The following is an 18,576-nucleotide window of genomic DNA, read 5'->3' on the forward strand; positions in this document are numbered from 1 at the left end:
ATGGACAACGAAGACAAGCTCAGGGACTACCTGAAGCGGGCCACCGCCGACCTGCGGCACAGCCGGCAGCGCGTCCAGGACCTCGAGGCCGCCGCCCACGAACCCATCGCCGTCATCGGCATGGCCTGCCGCTACCCGGGCGGCGTGAACGACCCCGACGGACTCTGGGACCTCCTCGTCGACGGCCGACACGGCATCGGACCCTTTCCCGACGACCGAGGCTGGGACCTCGAAGCGGTCTCGGCCGCCGCATCCGGCGGAGGCTTCCTCCACGACGCCACCGACTTCGACGCCGAGTTCTTCGGCATCAGCGCGCGCGAAGCCGTCGCCATGGACCCCCAGCAGCGGATCGTGCTCGAATCCGCCTGGGAGGCCATCGAGTCCGCCCGGCTCGACCCCACCGCACTGCGCGGCAGCGAGACCGCCGTGTTCATGGGCGCCATGGCCCAGGAGTACCGCGCCGGCGCCGAGGACGGCGCCCGCGGCCTGCACCTGACCGGAAACGCCGGCAGCGTCCTGTCCGGCCGGATCGCCTACACCCTCGGCCTGACCGGCCCCGCCCTGACGGTGGACACCGCCTGCTCCTCATCCCTCGTCGCCCTCCACCTCGCCTCCCACGCCCTGCGCACCGGGGAGTGCACCCTCGCCCTCGCCGGCGGCGTCACCGTCATGTCGACCCCCTCCACCCACCTGGAGTTCGGCCGCCAGGGCGGCCTGTCGGCCGACGGACTGTGCCGCTCCTTCGACGATGCCGCCGACGGCACCGGATGGTCCGAGGGCGTCGGCGTACTGCTGCTGGAGCGCCTGTCCGACGCCCGCCGCAACGGCCACCGTGTCCTCGCCGTCGTCCGCGGCTCCGCCGTCAACCAGGACGGCGCCAGCAACGGCCTCACCGCACCCAACGGCCCCTCCCAGCAGCGCGTCATCGAACAGGCCCTGATCAACGCCCGCCTCTCCGCCGACCAGATCGACGCCGTCGAGGCCCACGGCACCGCCACGTCCCTCGGCGACCCCGTCGAGGCCCAGGCCCTCCTCGCCACCTACGGCCGCGCCCGCACCGCCGAACGCCCGCTGCTGCTCGGCTCGGTGAAGTCCAACCTCAGCCACACCCAGGCCGCGGCGGGCGTGGCGGGCGTCATCAAAATGGTGCAGGCCATACGCCACGGCATCCTGCCCCGCACCCTGCACGTCGCCGAGCCCAACTCCCACGTCGACTGGTCGGACGGCACCGTACGCCTGATCACCGGCAACACACCCTGGCCCGACACCGGGCAGCCCCGCCGCGCCGCCGTCTCCTCCTTCGGCATCAGCGGCACCAACGCCCATGCCGTCATCGAGCAGGCACCCGCCGAGCCGTCCGACGAGGCCATACCCGCCCCCGCACCCGGCACCCCCGTACCGCTCGTGCTGTCGGGCCGTACACCGCAGGCCCTCGCCGCCCAGGCGGCCCGGCTGCGCACCGCCCTGGACCGCCCCGGAGAGCCGCCTCGACTGGACGCCCTGACCCGCGCCCTCGCCACCACCCGCACCGCGTTCGAGCACCGCGCGGCCCTCGTCACCTCCGACCCCGCCACCGTCACCGCCGGCCTCACCGCCCTAGCGGACGGAACCCCGGCCCCCGGCCTGCTGCGCCACACCGCGACCGACGCCCCCAGCGCGTACCTCTTCTCCGGCCAGGGCGCCCAACGCCTGGGAATGGGCCGCGAGTTGTACCACGCCCACCCCACCTTCCGCGCGGCCCTGGACGAGACCCTCGCCCTCCTCCCGCCCGCCGTACGGGACGCGATGTGGGGCACCGACGCCTCCGCCCTGAACCACACCGGCACCGCCCAGCCCGCCCTGTTCGCGGTGGAGGTGGCCCTCTTCCGCCTCCTCGAATCCTGGGGCGCACGGCCCGACTTCGTGGCCGGGCACTCCATCGGCGAAGTCACCGCCGCCCATGTCGCGGGCGTACTGTCCCTCGCGGACGCCTGCACCCTCGTCACCGCCCGCGCCACGCTGATGGCCGACCTCCCCGAGGGCGGCGCCATGACGGCCGTACGGGTCTCCGAGGAACAGATACGCCCGTACCTCACCGCCGACATCGCCGTGGCCGCCGTCAACGGCCCGGCCTCCGTGGTCCTCTCCGGCCCCGCCGACGCGGTCGCCGACGCCGCCGCACGACTCGCCGCCGACGGCCACCGCACCACACCCCTGCGGGTCTCGCACGCCTTCCATTCCCCGCTGATGGACCCGATGCTGGCCGACTTCGCGCAGGCCCTGTCCGGCATCGCCTTCCAACCACCACGCATCCCGCTCGTCTCCAACCTCACCGGCACCCTCGCCACCCCGGAGGACGTGTGCGACCCGGAGTACTGGGTCCGCCACGTCCGGGAGACCGTCCGCTTCGGCGACTGCCTGCGCACCCTGGACGCGCAGGGCGTGCGCACCTTCCTCGAACTCGGCCCCGACGGCGTCCTCACCGGGCTGGTCCCCGAGACGGCACCCGAGGACAGCGTCGCCCTCGCGGCCCTCCGCAAGGACACCCCCGAGACCACCGCCCTCACCACGGCACTCGCCGCCCTGCACAGCACCGGCATCCCCGTCGACTGGACGCGCTACTTCGCCGACACCCCCGCCCAACCCGTCGATCTCCCCACCTACGCCTTCCAGCGCCGCCGGCACTGGCCGGCCGCGGGCGTCGGCGGCGCCGGGGACGTCCGCGCCGTCGGCCTCGCCCCCGCCGAACACGGCCTCCTCGGTGCCGCCGTGTCCCTCGCCGACTCCGACGGCGCCCTCCTCTCCGGCCGCCTCTCGTTCGCCACCCACCACTGGCTGGCCGACCACCGCATCGGCGGCCGCGTCCTCCTGCCCGGGGCCGCCTTCGTCGAACTCGCCCTGCGCGCCGGCGACGAGTTCGGCTGCGACCGCGTCACGGAACTCGCCCTCCCCGTCCCGCTCGAACTCCCCGAGCAGGGCGCCGTCCAGATCCAGACGTTCGTCGGCGCCGCCGACGCCAACGGCCAACGACCGGTGACCATCTACGCCCGCCCCGACGTCCGGCACGGCGAGCAGGGGTACAGCGAGCAGGGGTACGGCCACCACGCGCAGGACGTGTACGCCTGGACGCTGCACGCCACCGGTCGACTCGGGCACGGCACGGACGCCGCCGCACCCGCCGTACCGGACGCCACGCAGTGGCCCCCGGCCGGCGCCGAACCCGTCCCGGTCGACGGCGCCTACGAGGCCCTCGCCGAGCACGACTTCGCCTACGGGCCCGCGTTCCGCGGCCTCAGCGCCGTCTGGCGCCGGGACAGCCACCTCTACGTCGAGGCCGAACTCCCCGAGGGAACCCGTACCGCGGGCTTCGCCCTCCACCCCGTACTGCTCGACGCCCTCCTCCACGCCGTCGCCCACGCGGGAGACGGCCGCCTCGGTGTGCCGTTCGCCTGGGAAGGCGTCAGCCTGCACGCCACCGGCGCCACCAGGATCCGCGCCCGCCTCACCGCGCAGGGCGAGGACACCGTCGCCATCGACGTCGTGGACACCATGGGCGCACCCGTCCTGTCCGTGGACGCGCTCACCACACGCCCCCTCGACGCCGCGCGCGCCGGCACCTCGAAGGCCGCCGACACGCTGTACCGCGTCGACTGGGTCCCGGCCCCCGAGACGACGCCCTACGAGGGCCCCCTCGCCCTGCTCGCCGACGGCCCGTTCGCCCAGGAGATCAGCGACGCCCTCGGCGACACACCCGTACACGCCCACACCGACCTTGCGCAGATGGGCGCTGTCCCGGACGTGATCCTGGCTCCGCTCACGGCCGACAACCCCGACGCGACGAACCCGGTCGATGAACTGCACACGCTGACCGCCCGCGCCCTCGAACTGGTCCGCCACTGGCAGCACGACGAGCGCCTGCGCGGCACCCGCCTGGTCATCGTCCTCCGTGACGACCGGCCCGCGACCGCCGCCGTGCGCGGCCTGCTGCGCGCCGCAGAGTCCGAACACCCGGGCGCCATCGGCCTGTTGACCCTCGGCGCCGAACCCGTGGACGGGCCTCTCCTCCGCAAGGCCCTCACCGTCGGCGAACGCGAGGCCGCCCTCGTGGAGGGCCACGTCCGTGTTCCTCGGCTGGTGCGTGCCGGTGGTTCGCGTGGTGTGGGGGTGGAGTGGGCCGGTGGTCCGGGTGCCGTGGTGGTGACGGGTGGCTCGGGTGGTCTGGGTGGGGTGGTGGCTCGGCATCTGGTGCGGGTGCACGGGGTGCGGGAGTTGGTGTTGCTGTCGCGGCGGGGTGCGGATGCGCCCGGGGCGGGTGAACTCGTCGCCGAGCTGGGCGAGTTGGGTGCCCAGGTTGACGTGGTCGCGTGTGATGTGGCGGATCGTGAGGCGCTGGCCGGTGTGCTGGCGGGGCGGTCCGTACGGGGTGTCGTGCATGCCGCGGGCGTCCTGGACGACGGACTCGTCGGCGGACTGACCCCGGAGCGCCTGCACGCCGTACTCGCTCCGAAGGCGGATGCCGCCTGGCACCTCCATGAACTCCTCCCCGACGTCCAGGCCTTCGTCCTCGTCTCCTCCGCCGCCGGCACCTTCGGCACCGTGGGCCAGGCCGCCTACGCAGCGGCCAACGCCTACCTCGACGCCCTCGCCGCGCACCGCCGCGCAGAGGGCATGCACGCGATCTCCCTGGCCTGGGGGCCGTGGCAGCTCGACGGCGCCGGCATGGCGGCCGGACAGCCACCCACGGAGTCGCACGACAAGTCCGCGCTCATCAGGCCGGTGTCCGTGAAGGAGGGGCTGACACTGTTCGACGCGGCCCTCACGAGCGCCGACGACGTCGTGCTCCCGGTCCCGCTGGACCTGCGGTCTGCCCGCGCCCGCACCGAGATCCCGGCGCTCCTCCGTGGACTCGTGCGACCCCGCCGCCGCACCGCGAGCAGCGGGACCGGTGCCCCCGATCTGGTACGGCGACTAGCGCCGCTGGACGAGGTGGAGCGACACGAGGTGCTGCTCGATCTCGTGCGGGGGCAGGTGTCGTTGGTGCTCGGGCACGAGGGCGCCCTGGGCGAGGACGCCTCTCGGTCGTTCCGGGATCTGGGCTTCGATTCGCTGCTGGCGGTCGAGCTGCGCAATGGCTTGCAGTCGGTGACGGGGTTGCGGTTGCCGGCGACGTTGGTGTTCGACTATCCGACGGTGGCCGTCCTGGCGGACTTCCTGCTGGGGGAGGTGCTGGGGGCGCAGGCTCCGGTGCCGTCGTCGCCGGTGGCGACCGTGGCCGACGATCCGGTCGTGGTCGTGGGGATGGCCTGCCGGTTCCCCGGTGGTGTCTCGTCGCCGGAGGATCTGTGGCGGGTGGTGTCGGAGGGTGTGGACGCGGTCGGGGAGTTCCCGTCCGACCGTGGCTGGGACCTGGAGCGGCTGTACCACCCGGACGCGGAGCACACCGGTACGTCGTCCACGCGGGCCGGTGGCTTCCTCACCGATGCCGGCGGGTTCGATCCGGAGTTCTTCGGGATGAGTCCGCGTGAGGCGTTGGCGACGGATGCGCAGCAGCGGTTGCTGCTGGAGTCGGTGTGGGAGGCGATCGAGCGGGCGGGCATCGACCCGACGTCCCTGCGCGGCAGCCAGACCGGGGTCTTCGCCGGAGTCATGTACAACGACTACGGACTCCTCCTCGACGGCCGCGAGTTCGAGGGCCTGCGCGGCAACGGGAGCGCGATGAGCATCGCCTCCGGCCGGGTCGCCTACTCCTTCGGCTTCGAAGGACCGACCGTGTCGATCGATACGGCGTGTTCGTCGTCGTTGGTGGCTCTGCATCTGGCTGCGCAGGCGTTGCGTGGTGGTGAGTGCTCGCTGGCGGTGGCGGGTGGTGTGACGGTGATGTCGACGCCGACGACCTTCGTGGAGTTCTCGCGTCAGGGTGGGTTGGCGCCGGACGGGCGGTGCAAGGCGTTCTCGGATGCGGCTGACGGTGTCGGTTGGGCCGAGGGTGTGGGCGTACTGCTGTTGGAGCGGCAGTCGGATGCAGTGCGTAATGGGCATCGGATCCTCGCTGTGGTGCGGGGTAGCGCGGTGAATCAGGACGGTGCGTCGAATGGGCTGACCGCGCCGAATGGGCCTTCGCAGCAGCGTGTGATCCGGCAGGCGCTGGCGTCGGCCGGGTTGTCGGCCGGTGAGGTGGATGCGGTCGAGGCGCACGGCACCGGGACCACACTCGGTGACCCGATCGAGGCGCAGGCGTTGCTGGCGACGTACGGCCAGGATCGTGAACGGCCGCTGCTGCTGGGGTCGGTGAAGTCGAACCTGGGTCACACGCAGGCCGCCGCCGGTGTCGCCGGCGTCATCAAGTCGGTCATGGCGATGCGGCACGGTGTCCTCCCGCGCACCCTGCACGTCGACGCACCGTCCTCGCACGTGGACTGGTCGGCCGGTGCGGTGGAGCTGGTCCGGGAGCAGGTGGCCTGGCCGCAGACCGGGCGCCCGCGTCGCGTCGGTGTGTCTTCCTTCGGGCTGAGCGGCACCAACGCGCACGTCATTCTGGAGGCGGGGCCGGAGGCCGAACCGGTCTCGGTGGGCGCCGAGTTCGACGTACTGCCGCTCGTGGTGTCGGCCCGGTCCGAGCAGGCCCTGGATGCGCAGATCGAGTTGCTGCGGGCGGTCGAACCGTCGGCGGACGTCGCCTACACACTGGCGGTGGGACGAGCCACGTTCGGGCACCGGGCAGTGTTGCTGGCCTCCGCGGACGGCGTCGCCGAGGTCTCCAGACGCACCTCGGTCGAGAAACCGCTGGCGTTCGTGTTCTCGGGGCAGGGTGCCCAACGGGTGGGAATGGGACTGGAGTTGTACGCCCGGTACCCCGTGTTCGCCCGTGCGCTGGACGAGGTGCTCGCCGAGCTCGACCCCGCCCTGCGTGGCGTGATCTGGGGCGAGGACGAGGAGGCTCTGAACCGGACGGAGTTCGCTCAGCCCGCCCTCTTCGCGATCGAGGTCGCGCTGTTCCGGCTGGTGACCTCGCTCGGCGTCACGCCGAAGTACCTCGCGGGTCACTCCGTCGGTGAGATCGCGGCTGCCCATGTCGCGGGCGTGCTGTCGCTCGCGGACGCCTGCGCGCTGGTCTCGGCGCGTGCGCGGTTGATGCAGGCCCTGCCGGAAGGCGGGCTCATGATGGCGGTCGAGGCAGCCGAGGACGAGGTCGCTCCGCACCTCGTCGAGGGCGTGTCCATCGCGGCGGTGAACGGGCCGTCCTCAGTGGTGCTCTCGGGCACGGAAGAGGCCGTACTCGCCGTGGCCGCCGCCCTGCCGGATCGACGCACGACACGCCTGCGGGTCTCGCACGCCTTCCACTCCCCGCTCATGGAACCGATGCTGGAGGAGTTCCGAGCGGCGATCGCCGGTCTGCACTTCGACGAGCCGCGCATCCCTGTCGTCTCGAACCTCACCGGCGCTCTCCTCGACGCGCGGAACACGGCGGACTACTGGGTCCGGCACGTGCGCGGCACAGTGCGGTTCGCCGACGGCATCCGCACCCTCACCGAGCACGGCGTCACGCGCTTCCTGGAGATCGGCCCCGACGGTGTGCTGTCCGCGCTGATACGGCAGTCCGTGGCGGACGAGGCGCTCGTCGTGCCCGTACTGCGCAAGGACCGGCCCGAACCGACAGCCGCGCTCACCGCACTCGCGCAGCTCTACGCGCACGGCGTGCCCGTGGACTGGCCGGCCCTGTTCAACCACACGGGCGCCCGGCTTGCGGATGCCCCGACCTACCGCTTCCAGCGCCAGAACTACTGGCCGGCGGGGGCGTACGCGATGGGTGCCGGGGACGTGCGGGCCGCTGGCCTCGCCGCCGCCGACCATCCGTTGCTCCGGGCCGCCGTGTCGTTGGCCGACTCCGAGGACGTGGTGCTGTCCGGGCGGCTGTCGTCGGCCACGCACCCGTGGCTGGCCGACCACATGGTCCTCGGCCGGGTGGTCGTCCCGGGCACGGCCTTCGTGGAACTGGCGCTGCGCGCCGGCGACGAGGTCGGGTTCGGCACCCTGGACGACCTCACCGTGTCGACGCCCCTCGTCGTTCCGGACACGGGCGCCGTCCAGATCCAGGTCCGGGTCGCGGAGACCGATGACGCCGGTCGCCGCACGGTGACGGTGCACGCACGCCCCGACGAGACGGGCGGCGACGCACCGTGGACGCAGCACGCCGCGGGCTCTCTCTCCGATGAACCACCACTGCGGACGGACTGGGCCGATGCCGGCGCACAGTGGCCGCCCGTCGGCGCGGAGCGTGTCGGGACGGACGACCTCTACGACGACCTGGCAGACGCCGGCCTCGCCTACGGTCCGCTCTTCCGGAGGCTGCGCGGCGTCTGGCGGCGCGGTGACGAGACGTTCGCCGAGGTGACGCTGCCGACCGGTGCCGACGCCGGCGGGTTCGGGCTGCACCCGGCGTTGCTCGACGCGACGCTGCACGCCATCGCCGCGTCCGCCGCCGGAGGGACGGGCGGCCCCGCGCTGCCCTTCGCCTGGGAGGGCGTCACGCTGTACGCGTCCGGCGCGAGCGAGGTACGCGCCCGACTGGTCCGGCGGGACGACCGGGACGCGATCGCCGTCGACCTCGCCGATGTCGAGGGCGGCCCGGTGGCACGGGTGTCCGGGCTTGTCGTCCGGCCCGTGACGAGTGACCAGCTGGGTGGGTCCGGTACGGCGACAGGGTCTCTGTTCCGGGTCGACTGGACCGAGGCGGCGGAGACGGCTGTGGACCTTCCGGCCGTGGCGTTGATCGGGGGCGGGGAGGCGCTCGCGGAGGTGATGCGGGGCGCCGTGGCCGAAGCGCGGAGCTACGCCGACCTGGACGAGTTGGCGGCGGACGGCGATACCGATTCCGACCTGAGCCGGTCGGTGCCGGGGCTGGTCGTGGCCGCACTGGAGTTCGCCGACGACAGCGGACCGGACCTGGCCGGACAGACGCACACCGCCGTCGCGAAGGCACTGGCCCTCGTGCAGGAGTGGGTCGCGCACGAGAGGTTCAGGGACGCGCGGCTGGTGGTGCTCACGCAGGGCGGCTCGACCGTGGTCTCTGCCGCCGTGCGTGGGCTCGTGCGAGCTGCGGGCGCCGAGTATCCGGGCCGCTTCGCGACGCTGGACATCGCGGATGCGGATGCCGTTGGCGACCAACTCGGTACTGCGTTGCGCGCGTTGGCCGCCGATGAAGTCGACGTCGCCGTGCGTGGCGGGACCGTGTGTGTTCCTCGGCTGGTGCGTGCCGGTGGTTCGCGTGGTGTGGGGGTGGAGTGGGCCGGTGGTCCGGGTGCCGTGGTGGTGACGGGCGGTTCCGGTGGTCTGGGTGGGGTGGTGGCTCGGCATCTGGTGCGGGTGCACGGGGTGCGGGAGCTGGTGTTGTTGTCGCGGCGGGGTGCGGATGCTCCCGGGGCGGGTGAACTCGTCGCCGAGCTGGGCGAGTTGGGTGCCCAGGTTGACGTGGTCGCGTGTGATGTGGCGGATCGTGAGGCGCTGGCCGGTGTGCTGGCGGGGCGGTCGGTGCGGGGTGTCGTGCATGCCGCGGGTGTCCTGGACGACGGGCTGATCGGCAGCCTGACCCCCGAGCGTGTCGAAGCCGTACTGCGCCCCAAGGTCGACGCGGCCTGGCACCTGCACGAACTCCTCCCCGACGAGACACCGCTCGTCGTCTTCTCCTCCGTCGCCGGCGTGCTCGGCAGCGTCGGCCAGGCCGCCTACTCCGCCGCCAACGCCTACCTCGACGCCCTGATGATCTTGCGCCGGGACATGGGCCTGCCCGCGGTGTCCCTCGTGTGGGGCCCGTGGCAGGAGGAGGCCGGAGGCATGACGGCCGACCCGCAGCGGACGGCCCGCACCGGCATTCCCGTGATCACGGTCGACCAGGGCCTGGCGCTCTTCGACGCGGCGCTGCGGACGCCCGAACAGGTCGTCGTACCGGTTCCCCTCGATCTGCGTGCCATCCGGGAGATGGGCGAAGTGCCCCCTCTCTTGCGCGCGTTGGTGCGTCCGCGTCGTCGGGTGGTCGCTGCGGGCGGTCTGCTTCGGCGGCTCACCGGGCTCGACGAGGTGGAGCGGAGCGAGGTGCTGCTGGACCTCGTGCGGGGGCAGGTGGCGCTGGTCCTGGGCCACGAGAGTGCCGCGCGTGTCGATGACTCTCGGTCGTTCCGGGATCTGGGCTTCGACTCGCTGCTGGCGGTCGAGCTGCGCAATGGCTTGCAGTCGGTGACGGGGTTGCGGTTGCCTGCGACGTTGGTGTTCGACTATCCGACCGTCGCGGTACTGGCCGACTTCCTGCTGGGTGAGGTGCTGGGAGCGCAGGCAGCGACTCCGGTGGCGTCGCCGGTGGCGGTGGTGGCCGACGATCCGGTGGTGATCGTCGGGATGGCCTGCCGCTATCCCGGTGGTGTCTCGTCGCCGGAGGATCTGTGGCGGCTGGTGTCGGAGGGTGTGGACGCGGTCGGGGAGTTCCCGTCCGACCGTGGCTGGGACCTGGAGCGGCTGTACCACCCGGACGCGGAGCACACCGGTACGTCGTCCACGCGGGCCGGTGGCTTCCTCACCGATGCCGGCGGGTTCGATCCGGAGTTCTTCGGGATGAGTCCGCGTGAGGCGTTGGCGACGGATGCGCAGCAGCGGTTGCTGCTGGAGTCGGTGTGGGAGGCGATCGAGCGGGCGGGCATCGACCCGACGTCCCTGCGCGGCAGCCAGACCGGGGTCTTCGCCGGAGTCATGTACAACGACTACGGCGTCCTCCTGTCCGGCGACGAGTTCGAGGGCTTCAGGGGGAGCGGCAGTTCACCGAGCATCGCGTCCGGTCGTGTTGCGTATGCGCTGGGCCTTGAGGGTCCGACGGTGACGATCGATACGGCGTGCTCGTCGTCGCTGGTGGCTCTGCATCTGGCTGCGCAGGCGTTGCGGGGTGGTGAGTGCTCGCTTGCGGTTGCCGGTGGTGTGACGGTGATGTCTACGCCGACGACCTTCGTGGAGTTTTCCCGTCAGGGTGGGTTGGCGCCGGACGGGCGGTGCAAGGCGTTCTCGGATGCGGCTGACGGTGTCGGTTGGGCCGAGGGTGTGGGCGTACTTCTGCTGGAGCGGCAGTCGGATGCAGTGCGCAACGGTCATCGGATCCTCGCCGTGGTGCGGGGTAGTGCGGTGAATCAGGACGGTGCGTCGAATGGGCTCACGGCGCCGAACGGCCCGTCGCAGCAGCGTGTGATCCGGCAGGCGCTGGCGTCGGCGGGGCTGAGTGCCGGGGATGTTGATGTCGTCGAGGCGCACGGCACCGGCACCGCACTCGGTGACCCGATCGAGGCGCAGGCGTTGCTGGCGACGTATGGCCGGGATCGTGAACGGCCGCTGTTGCTGGGCTCGGTGAAGTCGAACCTGGGTCATACGCAGGCCGCCGCTGGCGTGGCCGGTGTGATCAAGAGTGTGCTGGCGATGCGGCACGGTGTCGTCCCGCGCACCCTGCATGTCGACGCACCGTCCTCGCACGTGGACTGGTCGGCCGGTGCGGTGGAGCTGGTCCGGGAGCCGATTGCGTGGCCGGAGAACGACCGCCCGCGCCGTTCCGCCGTCTCCTCCTTCGGCCTCAGCGGCACCAATGCGCACGTGATTCTCGAACTGCCCATGGACGCGACGGAGTCGAGCCCCGCTCAGCCGCTGCCCGTGCTGCCGTTGGTGGTGTCGGCTCGGTCGGAGCAAGCGTTGGATGCCCAGATCGAGGAATTGCGGGCGGCTGAGTCGTCGGTGGATCTGGCGTTCACGTTGGCCGGTGGTCGTGCTCGCTTCGCGCACCGCGCGGTGCTGCTGGCGTCGGCGGAGGGTGTCTCCGAGGCGGCCAGGGGAGTGGTGGCCGAGGGGCCGCTGGCGTTCGTGTTCTCCGGTCAGGGCGCTCAGCGTCTGGGGATGGGACGCGAGCTGTACGGCCGTTTCCCGGTGTTCGCCCAGGCTCTGGACGAGGCCCTGACTGAACTGGGTCCGGGTCTGCGCGAGGTGATCTGGGGCGACGACGAATCCGCCCTGAACCGCACCGAGTTCACTCAGCCCGCGCTGTTCGCCATCGAGGTGGCGCTCTACCGTCTCGCCGAATCACTGGGCGTACGGCCGGATTTCGTGGCCGGTCACTCCGTCGGCGAGATCGCCGCCGCCCATGTCGCGGGCGTCCTCTCACTCACGGACGCCTGCGTGCTGGTGTCCGCGCGGGCCCGGTTGATGCAGGCCCTGCCCGAGGGCGGGCTCATGCTCGCGGTCGAGGCCACCGAGGACGAGGTCACCCCGTACCTCACCGACGAGGTGAGCATCGCCGCGATCAACGGCCCGATGTCTCTGGTGCTGTCCGGCACGGAAGAGGCCGTCCTCGCGGTCGCAGCCACCCTCCCCGACCGCCGCACCACCCGTCTCCGCGTATCGCACGCCTTCCACTCCCCGCTCATGGACCCGATGCTGGAGGACTTCCGGGCCGCCATCGCCGACCTCCGCTTCACCGAGCCCGGCATCCCCTTCGTCTCCAGGACCAGCCCGACCACGCCCGACTACTGGGTCCAGCACGTCCGCGACACCGTCCGCTTCGCGGACAACATCCGCACCCTGACCGACCACGGCGTCACCCGCTTCCTCGAAATCGGCCCCGACGGCACCCTCACCGCCCTCATCGAACAGACCACCCCCGAGGACGCCCTCATCGTCCCGGCGCTTCGCAAGAACATGGCCGAAGAAGCAGCCGCTCTCACGGCGCTGTCCCGGCTCTTCGCGCACGGCGTCCCCGTGAACTGGCCCGTCCTCTTCGCCGGTACCGGCGCCCGTCTCACCGACGCCCCCACCTACCCCTTCCAACGGCAGCACTACTGGCCCGCAGTCACCGCGTCCCTTCAGGACGCCGTGGCCCTGGGCCTGGAACCCGTCGGGCATCCGCTGCTGGGTGCGGTCGTGCCGTTGGTGGAATCCGACGGCGTGGTTCTCGCCGGGCGTCTCTCGGCAGATACGCAGACCTGGCTCGCCGATCACGCGGTGCACGGCCATGTGCTGCTGCCGGCGACGGCGTTCCTCGACCTGGTCCTGCGTGCGGGGGACGAGGTCGGATGCGGGCTGGTCGAGGAGCTGTCCCTCGGTGTGCCCTTGATCCTCGGCCCACGTGAGGCCGTGCGGATCCAGATCGCCGTCGGTGCTCCGGACGAGGACGGCCGCCGTTCCGTCGGCGTCCACTCCCGCCCTGACACATTCGACGACGACCTGCCCTGGACACAGCACGCCTCCGGCACGCTCAGCACGCAGGACGGCCCGCCGCGGACGCTCGACGTCACGACATGGCCGCCCACCGACGCGCGGCTCCTGGACCTGGACGGCTTCTATGAGGGACGCGCGGAGGACGGGTTCGCGTACGGCCCGGTGTTCCAGGGCCTGCGTGCTGCCTGGCGGCGCGGCGACGAGGTGTTCGTGGAGGCCGAGCTTCCCGAGCACGTGCAGACGGGCGGCTTCGGTCTGCACCCGGCTCTACTCGACGCCGTGCTCCACGCGGCCGCATTCACCGGGGGCGAGACCCAGGAGCCGGGCGGACTGCTGCCGTTCGCCTGGGAGGGGGTGTCGCTGCACGCGACCGGAGCCTCCACGGTGAGGGCGAGACTCGTGCGCACCGGCCCCGCAAACGCGGCCGGCACCGGCAACATCGCCGTGACCGTGTCCGACCAGGACGGGAACCCGGTCGCATCGGTGGACCGACTCGTCGTCCGTCCGGCCGACGACCGTCTCTCGGCGAGCCGCACGAGCAGCGACCTCTACCGCATCGAGTGGACACGGACCACCGCCAAGGAGCCCTACGGCGGCCCGATCGCCGTCATCGGCGCGGACGCCGCTCAGTCCGCCGAGGCCTGGGGCGCCACCGCACACCCCGATCTCGCCTCCCTCGCCGACCCGTCACCCGGCGTCGTCCTCGCTCTCATCGAGGGCGTCACCGATGACCTCATATCCGCGGTGCACGACACAACAGCCAACGTTCTGCGCCTCGTTCAGGAGTGGCTCGACCAGGACAGGTACCCCGACAATCGCCTCGTCGTGACCACCACAGGCATGCCCGAACCCGTCCTCGGCGCCGTGCGCGGCCTGCTCCGAACGGTGCAGAACGAACACCCGGGACGAGTCGGCCTGCTGTCCTGGCCGACGGTGGACGACGTCGCCCCCGACCTGGTGCGCCGGGCACTCGCCGCCGCCCTCGAAGAGCCCGAGATCGCCGTACGCGAAGGCCGGCTGGAAGCCCCGAGGGTCGTACGGGCCGCCGTACCCGCCGACTCGGCCGATCAATGGACCGGCCACGGCCCAGTCCTGGTGACCGGCGGCACCGGTGGTCTCGGTGCCGTCCTGGCCAGGCATCTCGTTCGCACTCACGGCGTGCGCGAGCTCGTGCTGCTGTCGCGGAGGGGTGCGGACGCGCCCGGCGTTGAGCAACTCGTTTCCGAACTGACGGAGTTGGGGGCACAGGGCGTCGATGTGATGGCCTGCGACGTCTCCGACCGTGACGCGCTGGCCGACGCCCTCACCGGGCGGTCCTTCTCCGCCGTCGTCCACGCCGCCGGGGTACTCGACGACGGGCTGGTCGGCAGCCTCACCCCCGACCGACTGCACACCGTGCTGCGGCCCAAGGCCGACGCGGCCTGGCATCTGCACGAACTCCTCCCCGACGTGGGGGCCTTCGTCCTCGTCTCCTCCGCCGCCGGTATCTTCGGCGGCACCGGACAGGCCAACTACGCCGCCGCCAACGCCTTCCTCGACGCCCTCGCGGAGCACCGCCGCGCCCTCGGCCTGCCCGCCACGTCCCTCGTATGGGGACCCTGGGACCTCGACGGCACAGGGATGACCGGCGACCTCACCCCCGCCGAACGTGAACGCCTCGCCCGGACCGGCTTCCCCGCCGTGACCGAGGAGCAAGGGCTCACGCTGTTCGACGCCGCCATGGGCTTGGACCACGCTGCCGTCGTCCTTCCCGTCCCGCTCGACCTGCGCACGATCCGCGACCGCGGTGATGTGCCCGCCGTGCTGCGCGGGCTGGTGCGTTCGCGCCGTCGGGCGGTCGCGGCGGGCGGTCTGCTCCAGCGGCTCACCGGACTGGACGAGGTGGAGCGGCGCGAGGTGCTGCTGGACCTCGTGCGCGGCCAGGTGGCGCTCGTACTGGGCCATGACAGCCCGGCCGGCCTCGACGACTCGCGGTCCTTCCGCGACCTGGGCTTCGACTCGCTACTCGCCGTCGAACTGCGCAACGGCCTGCAGTCGGTGACCGGGTTGCGGCTGCCCGCGACATTGGTGTTCGACTATCCGACGGTCAGCGCGCTCGCCGGATTCCTGCTGGACGAGGTGCTCGGTTCGCGTACGGCCGCCCCGGCGACCTCGGCGTCCGCGGTGGCCGACGATCCGGTGGTCGTCGTGGGCATGGCCTGCCGGTTCCCGGGGGACGTCGCCTCGCCGGAGGATCTGTGGCGGCTGGTGTCCGAGGGCGGGGACGCCGTGTCCGGATTCCCCGAGGACCGTGGCTGGGACCTGGAACGGCTCTACCACCCGGACCCCGAGCACACCGGCACCTCGTCCGCCCGGGAGGGCGGCTTCCTCAACGGCGTCGGCGGCTTCGACCCCGAGTTCTTCGGGATGAGTCCGCGTGAAGCGTTGGCGACGGATGCGCAGCAGCGGTTGCTGCTGGAGTCGGTGTGGGAGGCGATCGAGCGGGCGGGTATCGACCCGACGTCCCTGCGCGGCAGCCAGACCGGAGTCTTCGCCGGCGTCATGTACAGCGACTACGCCCACCTGCTTGCCGGCCCCGAGTTCGAGGGCTTCCGCGGCAACGCCAGCTCCCAGAGCGTCGTCTCCGGCCGTGTCGCGTACACCCTCGGCCTGGAAGGCCCGTCCGTCTCCATCGACACGGCCTGCTCGTCGTCGCTGGTGGCGGTGCATCTGGCCGCGCAGGCGCTGCGGAGCGGCGAATGCTCCCTTGCGGTGGCGGGTGGTGTGACGGTGATGTCGACGCCGACGACCTTCGTGGAGTTCTCCCGGCAGGGCGGACTGGCGCCGGACGGGCGGTGCAAGGCGTTCTCCGACTCCGCTGACGGTGTCGGCTGGGCCGAGGGAGTCGGCGTACTCCTGCTGGAGCGGCAGTCCGACGCCGTGCGCAACGGACACCGGATCCTCGCCGTGGTGCGGGGTAGTGCGGTGAATCAGGACGGTGCGTCGAATGGGCTGACCGCGCCGAATGGGCCTTCGCAGCAGCGGGTGATCCGGCAGGCCCTCGCGTCGGCGGGGCTGCGCACCGCGGACGTCGATGTGGTCGAGGCGCATGGCACCGGCACCGCACTCGGTGACCCGATCGAGGCGCAGGCGTTGCTGGCGACGTATGGCCAGGATCGTGAACGGCCTCTGCTGCTCGGCTCGGTGAAGTCCAACCTCGGCCACACCCAGGCCGCCGCCGGCGCCGCCGGACTCATCAAGTCGATCCTGGCGATGCGGCACGGCACAGTCGCCCCGACCCTGCACGCGGATGCTCCGTCGTCCCACGTGGACTGGTTGGCCGGTGCGGTGGAGCTGGTCCGGGAGCCGGTTGCATGGCCGGACAGCGGCCGACCGCGCCGCGTCGGTGTCTCGTCCTTCGGCCTCAGTGGCACCAACGCCCACGTGATCCTCGAACTGCCGGTGGATGTCCCTGAAACGAGCCCCGCTCAGCAGCAGCCGCCCGTGCTGCCGTTGGTCGTGTCGGCCCGGACGGAGCAGGCTCTGGACGCGCAGATCGAGGTGCTGCGGGCGGTCGAGCCGTCGGTGGATGTCGCATACACGCTGGCAGGCGGGCGAGCTCGGTTCGCGCACCGCGCGGTGCTGCTGGCGTCGGCGGAGGGTGTCACCGAGGCGGCAAGGGGAGTGGTGGTCGAAGGGCCGCCGGCCTTCGTGTTCTCCGGCCAGGGCGCCCAGCGTCCCGGCATGGGCCGGGAACTGTACGGCCGTTTCCCGGTGTTCGCCCAGGCTCTGGACGAGGTGCTTGCCCAGCTCGACCCTGCCCTCCGTGACCTGATCTGGGGGGACGACGAACAGGCCCTGAACCGCACGGAGTTCACCCAGCCCGCGCTCTTCGCCATCGAAGTGGCCCTGTTCCGGCTGGTGACGTCCCTTGGCGTGCGGCCGAAATATCTCGCGGGTCACTCCGTCGGTGAGATCGCCGCCGCCCATGTTGCCGGCGTGCTCTCGCTCACGGACGCGTGCACGCTGGTGTCCGCACGGGCAAGGTTGATGCAGGGCCTGCCCGAGGGCGGGTTGATGCTCGCGGTCGAAGCGACCGAGGACGAGGTCGTCCCGTATCTCACCGATGAGGTGAGCATCGCCGCGCTCAACGGCCCGACCTCCATCGTGCTCTCGGGTGTGGAGGAGGCTGTCCTCGCGGTCGCCGCCGCGCTGCCCGGGCGTCGAACCAGCCGTCTCCGTGTCTCTCACGCCTTCCACTCGCCGCTCATGGACCCGATGCTGGAGGACTTCCGGGCCGCCATCGCCGATCTCCGCTTCGGCGAGCCGAGCATCCCCTTCGTCTCCAGCCTCACCGGCAACCTGACCAGCCCGGACACCATCGACTACTGGGTCCAGCACGTCCGTGAGACCGTCCGTTTCGCCGACAGCATCCGCACCCTCGCCGACGACCAGGGCGTCACCCGTTTCCTCGAAATCGGCCCCGACGGCACGCTCACCGCCCTCATCGAGGACAGCACGGCCGACGAAGCCGTCGTGGCGCCGGTGCTTCGCAAGAACCGTCCCGAGGAGTCGGCCGTCCTCACGGCCCTGTCGCGGCTCTTCGCGCACGGCGTCTCCGTGGACTGGCCCGCCCTCTTCGCCGGTACCGGCGCCCGTCTCACCGACGCCCCCACCTATCCCTTCCAGCGGCAGAACTACTGGCCCGAGTCCGGCGCCGCCGCCGCGCTGTCGGCGTCCGCCGGCGGTGCCGCCGACGCCGCCGAGGCAGAGTTCTGGGCGGCCGTGGACGATGCGGACGTCGAAGGTCTCGCGGCGCAACTGCACGTCGACACCGAGGCGTTGAACGACGTCGTGCCGGCGCTGTCCGCATGGCGCGGGCGGCGGCGGATGAGGTCGGCCGTGGACAGGCTGAGGTTCAGGGAGACGTGGCAGGCCCTCGGGGACGGTGTCGCGCGGGTCGGCGGGGGCCGTGAGGCCGGGCGGCCGTGGCTCGCCGTGGTGCCGTTCGGGCGGGGCGAGGACCCATGGGCCAGGTCCGTCGTGGCAGCGCTGGGCGGGCGGACCGTGGTTGTGGAGGTCGGTGCCGAGGAGGCGGCGTCCGACCTCGCGCTGCGGCTGCGCGAGAGCCTCGCCGGGCTCGACGACGGTGTCGGGATCGCCGGTGTGGTGTCGCTGCCGGCCGCCGCAGCCGACGTACGGGACTCCGGGGTACCGGTGGCCGTGACCGCAACGGCCGTTCTGGTGCGGGCCCTTGAGGAAGCCGGGCTCGACGGCCGGGTGTGGGCCGTGACATGCGGTGCGGTGAGTGTGCCGGCCGCGGACGACGCCGCGCGCGGGCTGCCCGAGCCGCGGGCCGCCGCCGTGTGGGGGCTCGGCCGGGTC

At 72.2% G+C, this 18,576-nt stretch carries 1 protein-coding gene (cut by a window edge); it reads left to right on the forward strand.

What is annotated here, in order from left to right; all coding sequences use genetic code 11:
• Window positions 1–18,576: the start of a type I polyketide synthase gene (locus PGH47_RS38020; protein WP_271667213.1), read on the forward strand. The gene runs 20,406 nt beyond the window's last position; 18,576 of the gene's 38,982 nt are visible here — the first part of the coding sequence; its start codon is at window positions 1–3; the stop codon falls past the right edge of the window.

Origin of the sequence: Streptomyces sp. HUAS 31 (assembly GCF_028198125.1) — a bacterium.
GTDB lineage: Bacteria > Actinomycetota > Actinomycetes > Streptomycetales > Streptomycetaceae > Streptomyces > Streptomyces chartreusis.